Genomic DNA, 19,698 nt, shown 5'->3' with positions numbered 1-19,698 from the left:
CATGCGGGGCTGGAGGGTAAGCGCATGGATTACAGATACGGCAGTCATACGGTCTACCAGATCGAGTATCACTTTGTTTGGGTGACTAAGTACCGATACAAGGTGCTCAGCGGTGAGGTTGCTGAGCGAGTGCGAGAGCTGGTGAGACAGACGTGCGAAGCATTTGAAATTCGGATTGTGAAGGTCGAGAGTCCGCTCGATCGGCATTATGCCTGTGTAAGGAACCAGTCCATACGTGGGCTTGAGTCCGACAACGCCGCACCATGCCGCGGGTATCCGGATGGAACCGCCCTGATCACACCCGATCGCCGCCTCCACTTCCCCCAGCGCGACAAGTGACCCGCATCCGCTGCTCGAGCCACCGGCGGAAAACCCGGGGCGATAGGGATTGTGCACCGACCCCTGGGCGGAAGTTTCGCTCGCACCGGAAATGCAGAGATCCTCGCAGACTGCTTTACCGGCGATCTCCGCGCCCGCTCCCAATAGGCGCTGGACGACTGTGGCATCGTATTCGGGAGTGTACCCCTCAAGCAGGGACGAGCCGTTGCGCATCCCTATTCCAGCCAGCGCGATGCTGTCTTTCAGGGCGATCCGCATTCCTGCCAGGGATCCGTTTTGATGTTCGCGCACGGAAGTCCTCAGGTACCACGCGTTCGTCGGATTCGTACCGGGCTCGGGCCTTTCACCTCTTCGGGAAGCTGGCGCCCGCAGTCGACCCTCACCTACCAACGATTCCACACGAGCGAAGGACGGAAGTGCCGCATTCATGGCAATTCTGTATCCATCAAGGTCATGTCCGCCCCCCAATCCGAGCCGCGCCAAGATGGCAGCGATTTCCTCAAGGGGCGGCGGATGCAGCAACGGCGTCATTTCCTAGAGGCTGCGCCAAGCTGGGTTAGCCACCATGTTCGCCCGCTGCAAAATAGCTGTGGCGCGGCTCTGCGCTTCCTCAAGGAACGCCAACTCACGTTCAGGGGGAAGAAAGCTCAAGCGGCGGTTCTCCATCACAACGTTTCCGTCAATCAGGACAGTGTCCACCTCATTGCCGTAAGCCTGAAACACGATCGTGGCCGCCAAATGATGGTGAGGAGTCGTCTGAGGGTGACGCAGGTCAAGCAGGATAAGGTCCGCGCGCTTGCCGGTTTCGATGGAACCAATCTCGTGGTCCATTCCCAACGAACGCGCCCCATCGATCGTCGCCATTTCAAGAATCTTCTCTGGGGTCAGCACGTCCGCATCCCGATGCACCGCGCGGTGAATATGGGCCATAAACTTCATGTCTCCGATCATGTTTACGGAGTCATTACTATTCCCGTTATCTGTTCCAATGCCCACGGCCATGCCGCGCTCCACCATCTCTGGCACGGGGGCCACCCCTGAGCCGAGGTAGGCATTGCTCACAACCTGCGACGTGACCTTCACATTGTGGCGGTGCAGCAGCCGAACATCCTTCCGGTCAAAGTACACGCAATGCGCGACCTGCAGACGCTCATCCAAGAGTCCGTAACACTCCATGTACTCGGCGGGACTCATCCCATGAATCCGCTCATCATGATCGCTCTCCGCCATGTGAAGCGTCCACATTACCGCCCGATCACGGGCGAAGGCTTGTGCCCATCGCATTCCTTCAACTGTCACCGCCGTGGTAGTGGCAGGAGCGGGCCAAACTGATATACGACCTCCTGCCGTGCCATGATACTGATCTGACAGGGCTGTGATCCGATCTTTGGCCACAGCCGTTTCCTCCATGATCGAGCACAGTTCGACTTGGGGAGAGCGAGCCTTCAAGGTGTCCACATACCCTTGAATGCGCCCGTCCATCCGATCAAAGAACATGCGGGCGTAGACGACCCTCACACCCACCTCACCATAGACCGCCATCGCGGCCTCGATGTTGCCTGGGTAGATGGCCGAATCGGCGTTTTCGTTGATCGTCGTAATCCCGCTGCGCACAGCTTCCGCACAATACAACCTCACCGCCACCGCTACGTCCTCCGGTCTCATCGCCTTTTGTCCCGGATACAAAACGTTGAACAGCCAGTCATAGAATTGACGCCCGTGCGAGGGCCCTCCGCGCAGGAGGATCTGGTTCACATGGGTGTGGGCATTGATGAAACCGGGTAACACGACCTTGCCGCGTGCATCGATCACCCGATCCGCTGGCGGAGGCACCGACTCGGCGTGCACTCCGAGCGCGACGATCCGTCCATCCTGCACGTGAACCCAGCTATCCCCAAGGACTCTGCGGTACTGATCCATCGTGACGAGGGTACCGTGCTGGATGCTGAGCGTTTTGAGCGTTTGCATGATATGTATCCAATAGTGTGTTACACGTCGCAAAGCAGATATTATGTCGAAAGGTAGTGTCCCGTCAAGTGGTGTAACAGCGGGTGAGGCCACCGCGGCCTTCGCTGACTGTTACGCCGCCTCCTCGTGAATCAATTGTTCGGCGCCTGCCTCAGTCGGCTCCTTGAGCACCGGGGCCAGGCTCTCCAGGCTCAGGTACCGGCGGCTGACTTGCCATTCATCGTTCTGCTCCAGCAGTACCGCTCCGACCAGGCGCGTCACCGACGCGTTGTTGGGGAAGATCCCGACGACGTTGCTGCGCCGTTTGATCTCCTTGTTCAGCCGCTCCAAGCAGTTCGTGGACGCCAACTTCGGCCAGTGATCTTTCGGGAAGGCCATGAACGCCAGCACGTCCTCCTCGGCGCTATCCATGCAGTCCGCCGCCTTGGCGAAACGCTCACGCAGGCTGTCGGCCACCTGCCGCCACTGGCGCGTCGCTGCGGCTTGATCCGGCTGGGCAAAGGCCGTGCGCACCGCCGCCGAGATCGCTGGCTGGTGGGCCTTAGGGACCTGCGAGAGCACGTTGCGCATGAAGTGCACTCGACAGCGTTGCCAGCCCGCCCCAGTCAGTACCGTCGCGATCGCCTTTTTCAGCCCCTCGTGAGCGTCGGAGATGACCAGGCGAGTGCCCTTCAGCCCCCGGGCCACCAGCGATATTTGCCCGCATCGCGGAATGAGCATCGAGATCATCGCCGATATGGTCGAACCAACGGAACACCCTGCCCGGAAACTCCGCGATCAGCGAGAACGAGCGCTCGATGATGACCAGATAGACGGCGGCCATGAAGAACATAACGACGAATATTCCGAGGAACCACGCCAAGCTGACGAAGCTATCTCCGACAAGGGATTGTGCCGAGGTTAGTGCGTAATAGAGCCCGCCATTGATCAGAACGCCCATAATCCGGAAGAGGATCATGCCGAGAAGCAAACCGAACAGCATGAGCACCGGCGTCAACGTTAGCGCGAGAACCATCACGTAACCGCGACGGGCCTGACTACCGCCCATACCTTTTCCTTCCATGGAAAGGTGCGCGATCGCCCATAGTGGGGCGGCAAAGATGGCTTCCATGACCAGTAGGAAGAACGCTCCGATTCCAATTACCCATGTCACCATAGGAACCATAGGCAATACGAAGGCGAGGAACATGCCCATGGCTCCAATGCCACTGATGACCCAACCCACGAAGTTCGAAAGGACCGTAATGCCCGTTCCCACGTAAGGTACGACAGCAAGGACAGAGAGCGCGATGATTGCCGCCGTTGTATAGAACGTGACCTGCGTTCCAAAAGTCACGAGACCGATCATCGGATCATTTGTTGCCCGCGTAGGGTTCAGGAATTCAAGCGCCTGATAAAGCGAGCCGGCCGATGGCATCCAGTCTGAAATATCGCCGCCGCTATCTGCAAATGCGACCCGTTCATTGACGAAAGCCCTGATTCCGCTACGAGCGACGCTTTCGTTCCACCATTCGACCGTGCCGTTATAGGTTGCCGATATCTGATCGAGAAATTTCTTGGCGTCGCCGTCGGCCGAGCCGAGCAAATACCAGTTATTGTCGGCATATTGCGACGCGATCGCGTTGCGGACCGATCCGGCCGGGTTAGACGCTGCACCAATCGCACCGCCAGGCGTTACCTTCGGCAATGCCGTTGCGACGGAGTTGGAGTCGGCCGAGAGGCGGGCAATCAATTGATAATAGAACCCCGCTTGCAGCCAACCGCCGTTCTTGAGATTGCCCGCAAGGGCTTGGCTTTGTGTGTCACCGACAGGCGTTACCTGCAATGGATCGTCCGCTTCGGCGACGTCTTTTCCAGCCTTCTGCAGTTTATCCGCCCCGATATAACCATCGAGAATTTTCGCATGCTTTTCTCGCCACGCTTTCAGATCCTCGCGCAGATTGCGATATTCGGGCATCAATTGTGGATTACGCGAGCTGACAGCTTGAGCCAGCTTGGCTGCTGGTTCGGTGAAATTGTTGGCCGTGTCATCAACCGCCTTCTGCATGTCCGTTATATAATTATTGTACGACTTGCCGGCAGCTTCAGCGAGACGCTGGAAACCTGATGTCTGCCCAGGCAGGCTGACGATGCCGCAAGCGCCGTAGGAGTTCGGCAGGCTATAGGCCATTTGCGGTACGCCCGACTTCGTTTGCCATGGCCCCCGAGAGACGCCATCAAGACCGTCGCCACCCTTTGAGACTTCGAGATTGTAGACGGCCATGCAGAGTTCCGCTCGCCACAGACCTTGCAGGAATTGACCGTCGAGAGCGTCATAGTCGCCACCGACGACAGGCAACCGTTGTTGAACGATGAGATCCACCGTTTCATTCCAGAAGAAGGAAGCCGTAGCCGTGCTCACGTTGACCATGTAGGCAATGCCGTGTTGAGCGGCATTGTATCCGGTCGGCATTGGGATAAGTGCGCCAACGGCAAGAATCGTCCGCAGCGGAACCCACATGGCAGAATGCCGCCTCCCAAGGATTTCACCCTCATGAGCGGTTTCTGTCACTCCCACAATGACGTTGTAGATAAACAGAATAGCGGCGACGGCGAAGAATAGAACGTTGAAATTGGCAATTAACGACGAAACGAGAGTTTCATCATTAGGGCCGCTAAAAAGCGGTCCAAAGATCATGTTCAGGAAGGAGTTGGACCGAGTGTCGCCCTCACCCTTGATGATATCGGCAATGTTGATGTCGTCGGCATGTGCGACACTAGCCGATATCATCCAGAAAATCGTGAGAAGGCCCACCCGGTTCATGGTTAATCGTCCTTCGAAAGGATCTGCATATTGGAAGGCAGACGGTCGTTGAAATAGTCACGCACGGACCCGACCCGGCCTTGCCGAATCTGCCATGCTCGAAAATCTGCCTTCATCGCCAGAGCAAAGGTGATGATGGCAACGAGGCATCCCCCGATCAGGAGGTAGAAGGACCGATAGCCGAGCATGTACAGCAGAGGAATTGCTGCCAAAGCAACGCATCCCGCGATCATGTAGATGCCGGAATCCCGGTCCCATGCTGCCAATGCCGCCTCGATCTCCTTTGCATCGAGATCGTGGCTCAGGTCTTTGAAGCGCTGGATACCGCCATCCGAATAGCGATCACTGAAGTTTCTCGCCTTCAGGCGACCTTTTGGCCGCAACTCGTCGATCGTGTTCTGGACGTTATCAGCGGCATCTTCAGCAGCATGAGACGCCGCATTGAAGAAGACCTTGATCCCGAAAGCCCGTTTCAGGTTCCAACTAGCGAAGCGACGCATGCGGCCTTGGTCGCTCATTTTGCGGCACTCACCGTCGTTACGGTCGTTCGGCTGTCCCGCTCGTCCAGACTATTGGAGAGCAACGCCGCGATTGCGGCCGCCTCACGACGTTCGAGATTGAAGCGCATCCAATCGACGTGAAGGTTGAGCGCCTGGGTCAGCAGTTGCTCACGCTGTACTGCTGCCGGCGACATACCTGCCAGCTCCTTATGCCACTCCGGATTGGAGAAGCGGGAGCGGACGAAAATGTCTACCGCTTGCAGTTCCGAAACGTGCTCTCCGACTTCATACGGATACGATTCCGTCACAGCCTTTTTCGCCCAATCGGCCAGCTCCTTTCCGCCAGTCGGCGCCGAAATGTCGCCAAGATAGCTATAGACCGAATGGGCGGCCGACCGGCGGGTCGCATCGATCTGACGAGCGGCGACTTGCGCCCTGCCGGCAGGAGATTTCATTTCCTCCTGGGTGATTGGCTTGGGCGGAATCGGATCGACCATGTTGTTGATCATCCGGACATAGGCCTTGGAAACCTTGCCATCCGAGGTGTCGAGAGTGATGGCATCGGTAAGAAGGCGAACGTCGGAAGTCGGATCGGCAAAGCCGGCGACGTTCCGAAGTTCATCACGATCGGCCACAATCGCGTTTGCGACGGCCAAGCCGCCTTGCGTAACCGGCTTGCCGATATCCTCATTGCCGTAGGACCAGTTACGCGAAGCGTTGGCAACGTCATTACCGCCATAGCCCGCAACCCCCTGCCCTGACTTGCCCATGCTGAAAATGCCGGACAAGTCGAGGCAGGCTGACGTTGCAGGATCGTAACGGCCGCCTTCAGCCGCGGCTCGTGCCTTTTGCCGCTCACGGATGGTTTCGGCCATCTGTGCGGCGTCCTGGGTGCGGGAATTGGCTTCGATCGCACGGTTCTGATAGGCGCTCAACTGCGCAACACCCTTCAAAATGGTTTGCGCGATCTGATTGCCGACATCAGTCGTATGCGAATTGATGTTCTCCTGGGCGCGATAGACGATGTTTTGAACACCGCCGCAGGAGCACGCGGCCAGCGCCGCATCACCCGCCGAAAGCGACACAAGAGCGGTTCCGGCAAACAGAAATGATTTGACTATTGCCTTCATCACAGGCCTCCCGGTCCGTAGAGATCGTTATAGAGATTGTTCAAGAGAGAGCCGTCATTCTCGCGACGGCCGGAATTTTCTGTCGAAGGAGAATTCAAATTCAGGGAGCCGCCCTTGTAATTGTAGTTCAGGGTGGGGACCGATCCGCCGCCCACACCGCCCGGCAACTGCAACGCATCAAAGGAAGGCAGTTGAAGCGCGGACTGAAGCGGTTCCGTCACCTTGTTCCACTGTTCTTGCGCATAGGAGCAAATCTGCTGTTCGGCATTTGACAACGCCTGACTAAAGATCTGGCTCAGGTCCGGAACCTGAATGGCAAAATCGAGATTGACCTTCATGAGATTGTCGAGGCAGCCAAGGGAGTCCAGCGCCGGCGGCTTTTGCAAAGCCGCTTCATGACGCTTCACTTCCTTGTCGATGCCGGCGCGAATGGCCTCGACAAGGTTGACCTTTACCGTGTCAACGCAGCCTTTGCCGCTACTCTTGAAAAGCTGTTCAATCTGGTCCGCTTGTGCCGGCGCGGCTGCGAGAGCCAGGCCGCCCACGGCGCAGAGCGATAGATATCGGAGGATCTTCATAGCGTCGCTTTCTCCCCTTGGAATGGTGGGATTTCTCGGATGAGAATCGGCCGCTTCGTGCCGATTCCGGGGAACCCTTCGGTCTGGTCGTACATGCCGCCGCCAGCTTCACCGCCTAGACCGCCGTCCAGACCTGCGAAGGATTGGCCGTTCATAGCCGCCATGCGTTTCAACAAGTGAGCCTGGAGTTCCGCATAGGACGAGAAACCGTTCGCCGTCAGATACGAGGCGGGCAAGACGGATGGATCGAAACCGCTGGCAACCCAATCGTTGAGAGCGCCAGCGCCGAGGAAGTGCGCAGCGCCGAGCAACCCATCCTGAGTAATTTCGACGCCGTTGATTGTCTGCCCGACGAGGCCGCGCGTTTCGCTGCTCATCGATGCCCAATTTCGCGAAGCCAGTTCATAATTCGCCGCATCCTGTAAAGATGCGCCAGCGCTCGAATACCGCAGGTCGTCAAGACTGTTGACGCCGGCGGCTCGGGCTTTGTCGGTCGCGACGTAGTTGCTCCAATTGCCGGTAGAGCCGCTACCGGTATATTTGAAGTAGCCGAGAGATTCCCATGTGCCGGCAGTGATCTGATACCGGCCGACGGCGCTGCCGCCATTGCCGTTGAAAATCGAGTACGAGTTGCCACCTTCGAGCTTCGAAGTGTTCTCGTTATAGTCAGCCCATGCCGCAAACGGCAGCATCAAGGCCAAGCAGAGAATGGCAATAATCGAACGTTTCATCGCTTTTGCCCCGCAATAGTGATCTTCATGGCGGTGATGACGGAGCGCGGATTTTTGTCGCCGAGCGAATAGGTCGCAATACCGTCCTGCGTTGCGACTTCGATCAGACGGCGATCATTGCCGTCACGTTCGTCAATGACTGAAAAGTCCGGTCCCCATGCTTCAAGGATATCGATAGGCTGCTTTTTCCCATCGAGAAAAACCACGGGGCAGGCCGAGTTGCCGCAATAGTAGGTTGACCGTATCAGAATAGCGGTTTCATCGCCGGCCTTCAGATTGACGTCCTGGGCGAGGACATTTGACGGTTCGAGCGGTTCGGAGCCGCCTTTGAACCGTTCTTTCAGCGCCTCGGTTGCGGCCTTCAGCTCCTCCTCTGTCGGGGTCCTGTTCTTCCGCTCCTGGGGCACTGGCTGCGCCATATAAGCCGCGCCCGACCATTGCCACAGGCGATGACCATCATAGAGCGGCTTCATTCCCGTCGCAGCAACAGGGCCAAGTCCGACTGACTTCCCCGGTACGCGCCAGACTTCGAGCCACTGCTTATCGTCGTAATAGAGGGCGGACACAAAACATCCAGTCGCGCAACCGCGTGCTTCGCCGAGCAGAACCACCATCTGGTCATAGCCATCCGTCGGCTCCTCGAGCCAGACGCGCTTGGCCTGGACGATCCTGAAATCTCGCCCGAACATTTTCCGCGCCGTCGCCGTCGCGTCCGCATCCTGCTTGTCGAAGCTGACGGTTTCCGTCACCAGATCGTCAATCTTCGATTGTGCCAGAGCAGCCGTTCCGATCGCACTCGCCAACAGCGCGGCTGTAATTGTCTTTATCATGAGGCCTCCCTGATCAGTTCGTCCGCGAGCTGACGAATTACGTTTCCCCGAACCTTGTCATCAACTGCGACCCCCCGATCTTCCATGTCCGCAAGGCGGCGCTCGATCGCGTCCTTCGCCGATCCGGAGGGGAACCGGCGCGCAAGCATGCGCCGGGCTGCTTTCGAACCCAGGTCCTCGTAAAGCATCGCACGTAGCGAGGTATCTTCAGCCGTTGTCGAAAGCGCCCAGATTTCAATCGGACCGAGCTGATTGAAAACGTGCTGGACATAGGTGCCCGAGCGAAGGTTCAGCATGGCTAGCACCGGTGCGCCCTCCCCTTCGATCGGGCCGCGAAGACCGCGCATGATGTCCATGATCGACGGCGTGAGGTTGTAGGTCGAAGCAATCTGCCGGATCGAATCTTCCGTGGGCACATTGCAGAACCAGAAGCTATTCGCGAGCTTCTGGATGCTCGTGTCGAAATCTTCCAGAAGCTGAGACGCAAGCGTAATTTGGACGCCAAGCTTACGAGCAACGCGGCCGAGATAGACTATCTGGTCCCGGAAGCTGTCCAGCCCGCCGGTCAAATGATATTCATCGACACCAAGACGCTTAGGCATCTGGCGGTTGTTCTCAATGCGCTGGAGATGGTAGGCGCGAACGTCATCGCCCATGTCACGGGCACGGATTTCGTCGGCATCCATCCAGAAATCAGTCGTGAGCGTTTGAAGCGAGACCATATACATGATGGCGGTCTGCCGCTTGGCGTGCGGACCTGTCTTTGCGGTTACGCCGGCAAGGTCGAAAGCGATGATGCGGGCATTCGAGACATCGAACCGTGTCGGCCGGGAAAGGATTGGATAATCGCGGGTAGCAGCCGTCAACATGCGCTGGAAGGCCTTCAGCACGTCCTCTCCGGTCGGAGCCTTCATGTCGCGGAATGGCTCGCGCACGGTCTCAGAATTCGAGACGTTCACCAGATCGGCCAACGTGGGAACAGCGTAGCGCTGCGCCAAAGCGGCCTCGTGATACCTGCCTTTCGAAAAAAGAAAGTCGGTGACCTCGTACCATGTCGTTGCGGCGTCGATCTCGAAGCCGAACTCCTCCAAAGCCCCATCGACCTCGAAGGAATCTGATTTGGAATAGCGCTTCGGCGAGCGGCTATCACTGAAGAACTTATAGGCTTCGTCGATTGTCGCGCCGGCAAGAGCGCTGATCCCGTCGTAGGTCGATTCTTCGCCGTCCGGCGTACATATGAGGCAGAGCAGGTTTACCAGATAAGCTCGCTCATATTCGAACGGGTGACGCATGCACAGTTGCAGGTCGAGTGGGTTGACCGAATATTGCTCTGACATTTTTAGCCGATGGAACACGGCCTCATGCCGGCGTTGGACCGGCAGAGCATCGCGAATGAGGCTGATCAGGCCTGACGACGATGGGCCAATGTCGATGATCGAAATGCGCGGTAGCAGGCCCTCGTTCGTCCGGCTTCGTCCTGACTGGCGTGACAGCGCCACCCCGAGATTGATCGAATTCATCAGAACCGATTTGCCGGAGCCAGGTGTGCCGACCGTCAGATCAACCCAACCCAACTGCTTCGAGGAACCGGGCTGGTAAGGCCAGAGCTTTCCGTCTTTCGTGCGGAACATCACCGAGCCCTGTTGCCATGGGCTCGCAGGACGCGCGATCGGAGCTAGAGCGAAAGCGTCGGCAAGGCTTGCCGCTGCGGCTGGCGCGGTCGATTGCGCGTTCAGCGCAAGCGTGGACGACATTACGCACTGGACCGGATCGCCGACTAGTGCATCCGTCTGGCAGTTGCCCCATCGCTCGACCGTTCGCCGGAGGGTCGCGACGTGCCGCTGAAGCGTCTCGATTTCGGTCTTCGGAGCCCATGCCGCGAACGAGCAGCGCCACCGAATAACCGTATCCTCCGCGCCATCATCGAGACGCAATTTCTCGAATGCCTTCTTAATGCGCGAATTGTGGATCGGCGCGGTCCACGTCATGATGTTCGTATAGGTTTCCTTGAACATCTGTCCCTGGAAGCCACCGGAATCGATCAGCATCGACATCCGCCAGGAAATGCGCTGATTGCTGTCGAGTACGCGTCGGATCAGGTCATTGAATTGAACGACGACCTCCGGTCCGAGCGATATGTCGAATCCGGAGAAGATGGTTTCGCCAAGCTGCACCGTCGTTTGGTCGATAATCTCACCATGCTCATTGATGAGCTGCCGAGAAAGCAACGGCCAAAGGAGATTTGAAACCTCGCTTTTTTTCAACTCCTTAACGGACTTTGGCATGCGAGCCCGCGCATAGTCGCCGGGAAGGGATGCCTTCCAGCTATCCCCGGCAATCAGGTATTCCGGATTGAGGACGCCTTTGATCTGCGACAGGGCCTCATGCACTTCCAACGGCTCGATTTCGATACCGACAATATTGGCTTCTCGCACCATGGCCTCGCAGAAGGAGCGATGCCTTGTAACCAAGGCGTCGATCGCGAGCGCCGGCCACTGTGCATGCCGCATTTGCGGCGCATCCTGCATATCTTTGCGCGCCTTTTCAGAACTTGTTTTAAGTTCTTGGCGCGTCAGCAAGGTAGGCCGCGACCAGAGCGCCAAGAAACAGCGCTCCCCAGTCAGACGTTGCGGCAGCAATCGCCGCCGCTCGTCAATGAGATCGTGAATATCAAGGCCAGTATCGGCCGCAACGCCTTCAGTTACCGCAAGCGCGCGATTGATATCTGCTGCACCAAGCTCCGGTGTATGTCCGAACCAGAATTGCAGCGTATAGCCGGCAGTCCCCAATTGTGAGCTGAACGCAAGGCGGAGATCCGTCACCGCCTTGCTGATTTCTTTTTCGCCCGGCATGGACCGGAAACCTTCAAGCCGAAACACCGTCACCAACGAACCGTCGTCGGCAACGAGCATGTTTTCGCCTTCAGAGGTCACGAGACGGCAATAGCCATCTAATGACTTCCGCAGCGCCGACCGGCCGATGGCGGCCGCCAGCGTGTCAAGAATTCCGATCCCTCCCATCATCAGTTGATCGACCGCAATGTTCCGTCAACGGACGTGGTATCTGCACCAGAGCCGAAGAAGGTCGTCACGCCCATTCCGAGGAATTCCGGAACGGCAATGAACAGGGCTGCAGCAACGCCGAACCATATCGCCGTTGCAGGCTTGGCCGACGGATCGTGAGGATTGCGGTGGTTCTGCACGAGCTTGTTGATCGCCAGCATGGCGAACACAACGCCGATGATGAACGAGGCCGCACCGAGGAAGTCGCCGGCGGGGCCAAGCGTATCGTTGCGGACATTCGTGAGAACTTCGCCAAGGCCGCCGCTCGATTGAGCGAGCGCCATGGTCTGGTGAGCAAACGTCCCGGCAAAGAGCGCCGCCGTCTGTATCCATGCCTTCTTCATCAGTGCTTTCCTTTCTTAGCCGAGCACAAGTTCTTCGATATAGCCGACGAACATCACGATATTCATCGCGAACGTTCCGCCGATTAGGTGTGCGACGCCATAGCCAACCAGACCGGGACCGGGCCATTTCACGGACTGATTCAGCAGCATGAGACCGCGAATGAAACCGAGAAGGCCGAGAAATTGGACGACGCGCAAAAGGGCGATAATGACTGAGCGGGCCTGTTCATGGTCGAGCGGCGCGAGCATTTCAGGGGCGTATGCAAAGATCTCTGATGCCGCGACTGTCTGGTCCACTTGGAAAAAGGACATCAGAAACGCCGATATGATCGACGACAGTGAGATCAGCATGACGGCGGTGATCAAGCCGACTGTCCCTACCCATCTGCCGTAGTCCTCTCGACCGAAAAACTGACCGGAAGCGGCTCTTTCGCTCGCCCTAACAAAGCTGTTGATAGAGGCGATTGCCAGGGCGATGCCCATGATAAAGCATGTGGCAGCTACAAGCGCCTGCGCCGGCGGGATCAGGTCCGCGAGACGCTGGACCAGTCCCACCAAGCCATTCAGTGCTTCACCGTTTCCGCCCATGCTTCACCTCTCATCACTGCGTTGCCGCAGCTTCCTTCTTCGGTTCAACCTCGGTGGCGCTCGCCTCCGCAACCTTCTCAGGCTTCGGAGACGGAACAGGCGGAGCTTTCGCTTTGGGGGTTACGATCTGAAGTCTGGCGTTTCCAACAACGGCCTCATCCGCAGGAGCCTCCCCCTCAACACCAGCCTGCCCGGAATCACCGTTTCCGCCCGGCTGGATCAGGCCGATGATTGCCTGATCCTGTGCCTTCAGTTCCCTCAGGTGCGCGATGATCGTGTCTACAACACCGTTTTGTGATGTGAGCGCCGTAACTTCTGCACGCAACGAATCGTTGTCCGCACGCAAAGAAGCGACCTGACGCTTCAACGCAATGATTTCACGCTCTATTGGGGTTGGCGTAGATGTTTTTTCCACTTTGACCGGATCGGCTTTTTCGCTATGGGCACTTCCGGCAGCAACATAAAAGCCACCACCAGCAATTGCACAAACAGCGACTATCAAAATTACCCGGAATAGCATCCCTCTGTTGCTATCTTCCGTAGGTAGTCGAGATAGATTGTCATCATGCCTGGCTATACTCATATGTTTGCTCTGCGTGTGCTTTCGACAACACGAATCGAACAATTTTCGATTGTGGCCTTTTGGGGGTGACAATGAGACTCTTTATGGCATATTCAGACGATATTGCAATATAAAGCAAAAGGAAAATGCGGGAATGAATGCCTACAAAATCCTCCTCGCGTCATGTGCCATTTTCGCTACAGCTCTGCCGGCACAGGCAGAATTGAATCTCTGGCAGCAAAATTTTGTGGGCTGCTCGGTCTCTTCATCGCCCTATACGACGCAGGTCCTGTTCAAGGACGCCGCGAAGGTTCGCCCGCTCATGCAGATCTCCGGCATGAACGCATGGGCGGTCCCAACGGCCGACGGAGGCCAGCAAATCGCACTCACTACGCCAGACGGTCTTACGATTTATGGCCGGATCGTCGGACCGCAGGGCGAAGACATTTCCGCTGCACTGCTGGCAACCAGACCGACCGTCACACCAGAGCCATCCCCGTTTGATCCGCAATCTCCCGTCACCACGTCAACGACGAGCACTCAGGCTCCCGCCAATATAACCCGAACCGTTCCCGGCGATGGAGCCGCTGCACAGATCGCCGCCTCTCCGACAGTTCAGGCAGCACCGCCAACGGCGCAGCCCTCCCCTGCCCCGGCTCAAGAACAGGCCGCTCCGGTTAAAAAGCCCGCAGATACGCAAGCAGCCGATAGCGCGACTGAATCGAAACAGGCTCAGGCACCCGTAATACAGCCCACTCAACCCGCCCCTGCCGCAGGTTCGACACCGCCGCTAGTTGGTGCTCAGCCGCAGCAGCAGGCGCAAGCAGCCAATCCGCCGCAACAGATGGCGTCTATCGGGTCGCAAACCGTGCCAGATGTTCCAAAGGCCGCTAGCATCGACCAGCTTATGCAGCAGGCTCAGGACTTCGCCATGTGGTTTCCGGCGAATAAGCCAAAACCCGGCTCTCCCCTCGTTTATGTCTTTGTCGATCCGACCTGCCCTCATTGCGCATGGTCCTTTGAGCATTTGAAGCCGCGGATCGATGACAGCACCATCGATCTCCGTATCATCATGGCCCCGATCCTTTCGGCCGAGGCAGCACAAATCGCCGCTTCGATCATGCATCAGGAGGACATTCCGACAACCTTGCGTGACCAGCTCGCATCGGTGATCGGGTCCGGCAAGCCTGCTCCGAAGGTCGATCCGAAAAACTTCGACAAAGCGGTTGTCGCGGCGATGCAGCGCAATGTCGATTGGATGCGCCTGAATGGCGTGCCTGGAACCCCCTTCTATCTCTATCGTACCAAGGAAGGCGCTCAGTTCGCTTTCGGAGCCCTCAACGACGCTCAGCTAGGGACCGCCCTTCCGGATGCGCAGCCAGCGGCGACCGCTAATAACGCCGGAGCCGCCGCCCAATGAGCCAGAACGCCGATTACGGCCAGATCGAAACCATTCTCATGCGGGCGGACGTTTATCGGACCGCCTATCGTCGCATGAGCATCATTGCGCTTGCCTTGCTCGTCGTCGCGGTCATAGCCGTGCTGGCGGCGGTGAGCCTCGCTTTGACAAGGCCGGAGCCGCGATATTTCGCGACAACGGCCGATGGGCGTATCCAGCCGCTCATACCGCTTGATCAGCCGCATCTCAGCGCTGCCGAGATCGCGACATATGCGGCCGAGGCCGTCACGCGGTCCTTCACCTATTCATTCGCGACGTACCAGCAGGATTTTCAGGACGCGCAGCAATATTTCACCAAGCCGCAAGGCTGGAATTCATTCGTTGATGCGGTCCAGAAATCAGGAACGCTCGATCTTGTGAAAAACCGCCGTCTCAATACAACTGCGATCGCGCAGCGCGCAGTTATCGTGCGAGAAGGCGTCAGTGCCAACGGTGTCTACGAGTGGATTGTCCAGATGCCGGTGCGCGTGACCTATCAGTCTGCATCGGAAGTGACCGGCCAAAATCTGATGGTTACGATCACCCTGCAGCGCTTGCAAAGCTATGAACACCCGCGCGGTGCGGCTATCTCCCGCTTCCTCGCGGCCCCCGGAGGTGCTTGATGAGATTGTTCGCCGGCAATATCGCTTTTCTCCTTGCCTTGAGCGGGTCTGCCCTCGCTCAACAGGCTGCACAGCCTGCACCAGCTTATACGCCACCGCAGCCGGAGACTTCCGCCGAACTCCCCGCTCAACAACCTCAGCCACAAGAGCAGGTGGCGCAGCCCGCCGATGAACAGGAAGTTCAAGGACAGGGACAGCCCGCATACTCAAAATATGGCGAAGCTGTTCCCGGCCAGGCCGCGCAGCGTCAGCCGCGACAGGCCCCCAATGTGCCAATCATCGGTGCACGCCGCCTCATGCAGTCCCTATCCGAGCTGGACCGCCCTTTGACGCCAGAAGAAGTGACCGCCTACGGCGCCACCGTTCAGTCGTTGATGCCCATGTCTCCCGAGATCATTCGAGATTATCGCCGGCGCGTCGATGAAAGCCAGAAGGCGGCCGCCATGCCGCCTAGCGGCTTCAGAGCCAAGCCGATATCGGATTCCGTTCGCATGTCACTCAAGTCCAATCAGAAGCTCCAAACCCTGTTTACGACGCCAAACACCGTGTCGGTCATGGCATTTTATGACCGCACCGGCAAAGCATGGCCGATTGCCAGCTTTGTTGTCGGTCGGGCCGATTCCTTCCAAGTATATGCCCTTCAGGAAGGATCGAACCAAATCGCCGTCACACCGCTTGTAACGCACGGCTATTCAAATCTGATTATCTCGCTTGTCGAAGAAGATCGCCCTATCGTCATCAACCTCGAGACAAGCGATAGCAAGACGCATTTCCGCCGTGACATCACGGTCGAAGGCTATGGCCCGAACGCCGCGATCTCGCCGACAGAGGTTTCCGTCAAGGTGCCTCCTTCGAACGGGACGATGATGGCTTTCGCGCAAGGCGCGGATCTTCCATCGGCGGCCGTCAAGTTGCGGACTTCCGACAATAACGTCGAAGCCTGGTCGCTTGAAGGTGCATATTATCTTCGGACTACCGATACCTACACCTCCCCTTCCCCGCAAGAAATGCTGACAGGGCCGGGAGGCGTTCATGCCGTGAAGATCAAGCCCTCCCCTGTCGTGCTGATCTCTCGCAACGGCACGATTTCCAGAGTGAGGATTTCCCAATGAGCGACGCAAACGACGAAAACGCCAAAAATCCTTCGACAGAGCGGGAAGATGCAGCCCCGGAACTGGCCGGCGCAGCGACCGTCAACCGATCGAGCCGCAAACGCGGATCACGCATTCAGACCTACGTCGTTGTAGGCTTGCTGGCATCCGCCGTTGGATATGTCGGCTATTCCATGCTCAAGCAGAACGATCTAGCGCCGTCTCGAATTTCACGCGGGCCGAACGTCGATTCAACGCCGGCCGGTCAGCAGCAGGCCGATTCTGAGCGCTATCAGCAGAATCTCGATTCGGTTAACCAGCAGGGAGCGCAGACGGCCGATCAGAGCGGCGGCAGCTTCCTCGCCACACCTGACGAGCCCTTGCGCAACGTGGACGATGTTCGCGATGTCACCAAAGAGCCCTACCCTCGCCAGAGGCCCGTTGCACCTGCCAATGAGCAGCCGACACAGAGGGTCGATAACTTCACTCCTGATCGTCAGCGAGCGATGACGCCCGACGACTATAGCGATATCAACACGCTGGCCGGAGCCATGGCGGCGCAGGCTGCGAGCCTCGCGTCACAGTGGTCGCCGAAAGGCTCGGTCAATACGATCGTTCTTAATCAGACGCTCTATAAGTCGCCGGAACAGCGACAGGCCGAGGCTGAGGCGGCACGACAAGCGGCTCTTTCCGGAACGGGCGGTGTGGTTGATGGCACAAACATGTTGATCAAGGCCGGCCAGATCCTTTTCGCCCGCACGGTCAATGCATCGGATTCCGACACCCCCGGCCCCGTCGTCGCTGAAATCTTTCAAAAAGGGCCGCTATATCATGCGCGCATGCTCGGATCATTTCAGCAAAACCGGAATACGAATGCTTTGATTGTCGAATTCAGCCGGCTTGTGATGGCTGACGGGACAGAGGTGCCGATTTCTGCTTATGCCGTTGATGGTGCCAAAGGCTCCATTGCCGTCAAATCCGATGTCGATCATCGCTGGCTTGCTCGATATGGGCCGCGCCTTGCCGGTGCCTTCATATCAGGGCTAGGCGAAACCATGTCTCGCCCGAGCCAGGAAGTCATAATCGGCAACAACTCGACAACTGTCGTTGATCGCGAAACCGAGCTAAAGGATGCGCTTTATGCTGGCGCTGGCCGCGTTGGCGATCAACTCGCCAGTGAGATTGAGGACATGGCCCCAAGCGGTCCTCTTGTGAAACTTGGGAGCGGTTACACTATTGGCGTCCTGTTCATGCAGGGCGTTCCCAATGTGCAAGCCACGCTGAACTCGGTAGCCCGGCGATGAGCGATCACGAAAACGAGGACGGCAACCGCTTCAAGAAGAAGGTCCATTGGCGCGATTCCATGCGTGAACCGCGCCTTATGATCTTTGACGCCCGTCTCGTTTTCTTCTTTCTGCTTCTTGCGGTCCATCTAGCGCTATGGACAGCCATTCTCCTTCTTGCTGCTATGCTGGTCTTCTGGCTAGTGGAAAGGGCCGGATACCGGTTTCCAAGTGCGCTTCGCACAATCCGGGCCACATTTGCAGGACAGCGCCGACCGGCGTTCTATCAGCGTCGATACCGAGAAGCCGTTGACTATGGGTTCGAGTATCGGCGCTCCCCCTCCCCTCCCCCGATACCCGTGAAGAAGGCTCCCCCCGTTCCGGAGCACGAACCTGTCGATGACGGACAGACGGGCAGACTGCCCCTAGCCGCTGAATAAGCGGCTATTTTTTTGCCCGCAATTTCCTTATCGCATTCGACTGGTATAAATATGAGAAACGTTTCCGATAAGTTTTAAATAGGTATACCATAATTAAACGTTTGCGAAACGTAGGAGTGTCATTTACCATCCGTTCACAATCCGATGATAAAACGGATGGTGATAGCATCCGCATTATTTTGGATGCGTCCACTATCCGAATAGTAACCAGATACGGAAGATGATCGTATGGCTGTCGTTTCCTTCATGACCACCAAAGGCGGCGGTGGCAAAACCACAAGCGCGACGCTCTTCGCCAGTGTGCTCGCAGAGCAGGGGGCTTCTGTCTGCATGATCGACGCCGATCCTAATCAGCCCCTTGTTGCATGGTCCGCAGATGCCGTTTGTCCAGAGACGTTGACGGTTATCGGTGACGTCAATGAAGACAACATCATCGAAACGATCGAGGAACAATCAGAGAAAAACCAGTTTGTGGTTGTCGATCTCGAAGGATCGGCAAACCTATCGACCGGCTACGCGCTGACCCAAAGCGATCTAATACTGATCCCGTTGCAGCCGTCAAAACTGGATGCCAACGAAGCTGCCAAGACCCTGAAATTCATACTCAGACAGGGAAAAAGTGTTGGAAAGAGCATACCGGCGCGCGTCTTTTGGGCCCGCGTTCCAGCGGCTTACGTTACCCGTAGCGCGCGCGACATCGGTAGTCAGTTCGAAGAAGCCGGAATCAATTTCCTTGAAACCAGTTTGATCCATAGAGATGCTTACACAGGCATCTTCAATTACGGCAGAACGCTTGAGAACCTGACCAATGATCAGGTGCCATCGCTCGATAAGGCTCGTGCGAATGCAGCCTCGTTCACAAGCGAGATCATTTCCTTGCTGAAGGAGATACGCAAATGAGCACACACAACATTCGCCTCGATCTGGACGAATTCAAACCGGAGGCAAAGAAAGCTGATCCCGCTGCAAAGGCATCTGTCGAAAAGATTGCCGTAGAGAGTGGCTTCAACACGCGCCATGCTCCGGAATCTCCGAAGAGAGAGCCAGTTAAGGCCGTCCAACCCGCTATAACCGCGCCGATCCCGCCATCCGCACCAGAAGGTGAGGGCGAGGCGCGTCGTCGCGGCCGAAAGCGCACGACCAACCGCAATACCCCGTTCGCCGTCAAACTGAAGGTCGAGACGAACAACCAAATTTATGAGTTTGCCGACCGCCTCGAATGCAATGCGATTGCCGAGGTGCTGGAGCTTGCCCTTGGCGCGCTCCAAAAGGAAATTGACGAGGGCATTGACCCTCGTACTCGCGCGGCCGAGCAGGCGGCCGCCAAGGGCTGATGTCCCGAGGCCGTGTAGGGGAGGGCTGGCAGGCGTTTGCGAACGCTGTAAGCA

General features: G+C 57.4%; 17 protein-coding genes and 4 pseudogenes. 8 read left to right on the top strand and 13 right to left on the bottom strand.

The window, feature by feature from the left end; genetic code table 11:
* Positions 1-24: 24 nt before the first annotated feature.
* Positions 25-183 (top strand): annotated as a pseudogene (gene tnpA / locus IG197_RS32025) (IS200/IS605 family transposase); the annotation flags it as partial.
* Positions 184-237: 54 nt separating this feature from the next.
* Here the strand turns inward: tnpA and IG197_RS32020 are convergent.
* The 13 genes and pseudogenes from IG197_RS32020 to IG197_RS31960 all read right to left on the bottom strand — a co-directional run.
* Positions 238-597, bottom strand: a pseudogene (locus IG197_RS32020) (amidase family protein); the annotation flags it as partial.
* A 276-nt stretch (positions 598-873) separates the two neighbouring features.
* Positions 874-2,307, bottom strand: a complete 1,434-nt coding sequence (locus tag IG197_RS32015) for an amidohydrolase (protein ID WP_192321048.1) — start codon at positions 2,305-2,307, stop codon at positions 874-876.
* Positions 2,308-2,418: 111 nt separating this feature from the next.
* A pseudogene (locus IG197_RS32010) lies at positions 2,419-2,997 on the bottom strand (transposase); the annotation flags it as partial.
* A 67-nt stretch (positions 2,998-3,064) separates the two neighbouring features.
* Positions 3,065-5,077, bottom strand: a pseudogene (locus IG197_RS32005) (DotA/TraY family protein); the annotation flags it as partial.
* Positions 5,078-5,112: 35 nt separating this feature from the next.
* Positions 5,113-5,628: a hypothetical protein gene (locus IG197_RS32000; protein ID WP_192321044.1), complete on the bottom strand. Its 516-nt coding sequence runs from the start codon at positions 5,626-5,628 to the stop codon at positions 5,113-5,115.
* Positions 5,625-6,740, bottom strand: coding sequence for a hypothetical protein (locus IG197_RS31995; protein ID WP_246765496.1), 1,116 nt, complete (start codon positions 6,738-6,740; stop codon positions 5,625-5,627). Before IG197_RS31995 ends, IG197_RS32000 begins: the two co-directional genes overlap by 4 nt.
* Positions 6,740-7,318, bottom strand: coding sequence for a hypothetical protein (locus IG197_RS31990; RefSeq protein WP_192321043.1), 579 nt, complete (start codon positions 7,316-7,318; stop codon positions 6,740-6,742). The genes IG197_RS31995 and IG197_RS31990 overlap by 1 nt, the downstream gene beginning before the upstream one ends.
* The gene (locus tag IG197_RS31985; protein WP_192321041.1) at positions 7,315-8,049 is read right to left on the bottom strand and encodes a hypothetical protein; all 735 of its coding nucleotides are present in this window, start codon (positions 8,047-8,049) and stop codon (positions 7,315-7,317) included. Before IG197_RS31985 ends, IG197_RS31990 begins: the two co-directional genes overlap by 4 nt.
* Positions 8,046-8,879, bottom strand: coding sequence for a hypothetical protein (locus tag IG197_RS31980; RefSeq protein ID WP_192321040.1), 834 nt, complete (start codon positions 8,877-8,879; stop codon positions 8,046-8,048). Before IG197_RS31980 ends, IG197_RS31985 begins: the two co-directional genes overlap by 4 nt.
* Positions 8,876-11,902 carry a hypothetical protein gene (locus IG197_RS31975; protein ID WP_192321039.1) on the bottom strand — a complete coding sequence of 1,009 codons (3,027 nt, stop codon included), beginning with the start codon at positions 11,900-11,902 and terminating at the stop codon, positions 8,876-8,878. The genes IG197_RS31980 and IG197_RS31975 overlap by 4 nt, the downstream gene beginning before the upstream one ends.
* A complete protein-coding gene (locus IG197_RS31970) occupies positions 11,902-12,285 on the bottom strand; it encodes a hypothetical protein (RefSeq protein ID WP_192321037.1) in 384 nt (127 codons plus the stop codon). Before IG197_RS31970 ends, IG197_RS31975 begins: the two co-directional genes overlap by 1 nt.
* 15 nt (positions 12,286-12,300) lie before the next feature.
* Positions 12,301-12,873, bottom strand: a complete 573-nt coding sequence (locus IG197_RS31965) for a hypothetical protein (RefSeq protein WP_192321035.1) — start codon at positions 12,871-12,873, stop codon at positions 12,301-12,303.
* A 13-nt stretch (positions 12,874-12,886) separates the two neighbouring features.
* Positions 12,887-13,456: a hypothetical protein gene (locus IG197_RS31960; protein WP_192321034.1), complete on the bottom strand. Its 570-nt coding sequence runs from the start codon at positions 13,454-13,456 to the stop codon at positions 12,887-12,889.
* 133 nt (positions 13,457-13,589) lie between these two features.
* Between IG197_RS31960 and IG197_RS31955 the strand changes: the two genes are divergently transcribed.
* From IG197_RS31955 to IG197_RS31930, 7 genes are all read left to right on the top strand, one after another.
* Positions 13,590-14,855: a thioredoxin fold domain-containing protein gene (locus IG197_RS31955; protein WP_192321032.1), complete on the top strand. Its 1,266-nt coding sequence runs from the start codon at positions 13,590-13,592 to the stop codon at positions 14,853-14,855.
* A complete protein-coding gene (locus IG197_RS31950; protein ID WP_192321030.1) occupies positions 14,852-15,496 on the top strand; it encodes a type IVB secretion system apparatus protein IcmL/DotI in 645 nt (214 codons plus the stop codon). Before IG197_RS31955 ends, IG197_RS31950 begins: the two co-directional genes overlap by 4 nt.
* Positions 15,496-16,608: a DotH/IcmK family type IV secretion protein gene (locus IG197_RS31945; protein WP_246765495.1), complete on the top strand. Its 1,113-nt coding sequence runs from the start codon at positions 15,496-15,498 to the stop codon at positions 16,606-16,608. The genes IG197_RS31950 and IG197_RS31945 overlap by 1 nt, the downstream gene beginning before the upstream one ends.
* Positions 16,605-17,891, top strand: a complete 1,287-nt coding sequence (locus IG197_RS31940; RefSeq protein ID WP_192321028.1) for a DotG/IcmE/VirB10 family protein — start codon at positions 16,605-16,607, stop codon at positions 17,889-17,891. Before IG197_RS31945 ends, IG197_RS31940 begins: the two co-directional genes overlap by 4 nt.
* The gene (gene icmT, locus IG197_RS36110) at positions 17,888-18,310 is read left to right on the top strand and encodes an IcmT/TraK family protein (RefSeq protein WP_210346935.1); all 423 of its coding nucleotides are present in this window, start codon (positions 17,888-17,890) and stop codon (positions 18,308-18,310) included. The genes IG197_RS31940 and icmT overlap by 4 nt, the downstream gene beginning before the upstream one ends.
* A gap of 228 nt (positions 18,311-18,538) precedes the next feature.
* Entirely contained in the window at positions 18,539-19,210 is a 672-nt protein-coding gene (locus tag IG197_RS31935) for a ParA family protein (protein ID WP_192321026.1), read from the top strand.
* Positions 19,207-19,644: a hypothetical protein gene (locus tag IG197_RS31930; protein ID WP_192321024.1), complete on the top strand. Its 438-nt coding sequence runs from the start codon at positions 19,207-19,209 to the stop codon at positions 19,642-19,644. Before IG197_RS31935 ends, IG197_RS31930 begins: the two co-directional genes overlap by 4 nt.
* Positions 19,645-19,698 lie beyond the last annotated feature (54 nt).

Source organism: Aminobacter sp. SR38 (assembly GCF_014843375.1).
Taxonomy (GTDB): Bacteria; Pseudomonadota; Alphaproteobacteria; order Rhizobiales; family Rhizobiaceae; genus Aminobacter; species Aminobacter ciceronei.
This window is presented reverse-complemented; position numbering and strand designations above follow the sequence as displayed.

Coding starts and splice junctions, on each gene's coding strand:
- icmT (WP_210346935.1), top strand. CDS start 17,888: ATGAGCGATCACGAAAACGAGGACGGCAACCGCTTCAAGAAGAAGGTC.
- IG197_RS31955 (WP_192321032.1), top strand. CDS start 13,590: ATGAATGCCTACAAAATCCTCCTCGCGTCATGTGCCATTTTCGCTACA.
- IG197_RS31970 (WP_192321037.1), bottom strand. CDS start 12,285: ATGAAGAAGGCATGGATACAGACGGCGGCGCTCTTTGCCGGGACGTTT.
- IG197_RS32000 (WP_192321044.1), bottom strand. CDS start 5,628: ATGAGCGACCAAGGCCGCATGCGTCGCTTCGCTAGTTGGAACCTGAAA.
- IG197_RS31995 (WP_246765496.1), bottom strand. CDS start 6,740: ATGAAGGCAATAGTCAAATCATTTCTGTTTGCCGGAACCGCTCTTGTG.
- IG197_RS31975 (WP_192321039.1), bottom strand. CDS start 11,902: ATGATGGGAGGGATCGGAATTCTTGACACGCTGGCGGCCGCCATCGGC.
- IG197_RS32015 (WP_192321048.1), bottom strand. CDS start 2,307: ATGCAAACGCTCAAAACGCTCAGCATCCAGCACGGTACCCTCGTCACG.
- IG197_RS31980 (WP_192321040.1), bottom strand. CDS start 8,879: ATGATAAAGACAATTACAGCCGCGCTGTTGGCGAGTGCGATCGGAACG.
- IG197_RS31960 (WP_192321034.1), bottom strand. CDS start 13,456: ATGAGTATAGCCAGGCATGATGACAATCTATCTCGACTACCTACGGAA.
- IG197_RS31945 (WP_246765495.1), top strand. CDS start 15,496: ATGAGATTGTTCGCCGGCAATATCGCTTTTCTCCTTGCCTTGAGCGGG.
- IG197_RS31930 (WP_192321024.1), top strand. CDS start 19,207: ATGAGCACACACAACATTCGCCTCGATCTGGACGAATTCAAACCGGAG.
- IG197_RS31935 (WP_192321026.1), top strand. CDS start 18,539: ATGGCTGTCGTTTCCTTCATGACCACCAAAGGCGGCGGTGGCAAAACC.
- IG197_RS31990 (WP_192321043.1), bottom strand. CDS start 7,318: ATGAAGATCCTCCGATATCTATCGCTCTGCGCCGTGGGCGGCCTGGCT.
- IG197_RS31950 (WP_192321030.1), top strand. CDS start 14,852: ATGAGCCAGAACGCCGATTACGGCCAGATCGAAACCATTCTCATGCGG.
- IG197_RS31985 (WP_192321041.1), bottom strand. CDS start 8,049: ATGAAACGTTCGATTATTGCCATTCTCTGCTTGGCCTTGATGCTGCCG.
- IG197_RS31940 (WP_192321028.1), top strand. CDS start 16,605: ATGAGCGACGCAAACGACGAAAACGCCAAAAATCCTTCGACAGAGCGG.
- IG197_RS31965 (WP_192321035.1), bottom strand. CDS start 12,873: ATGGGCGGAAACGGTGAAGCACTGAATGGCTTGGTGGGACTGGTCCAG.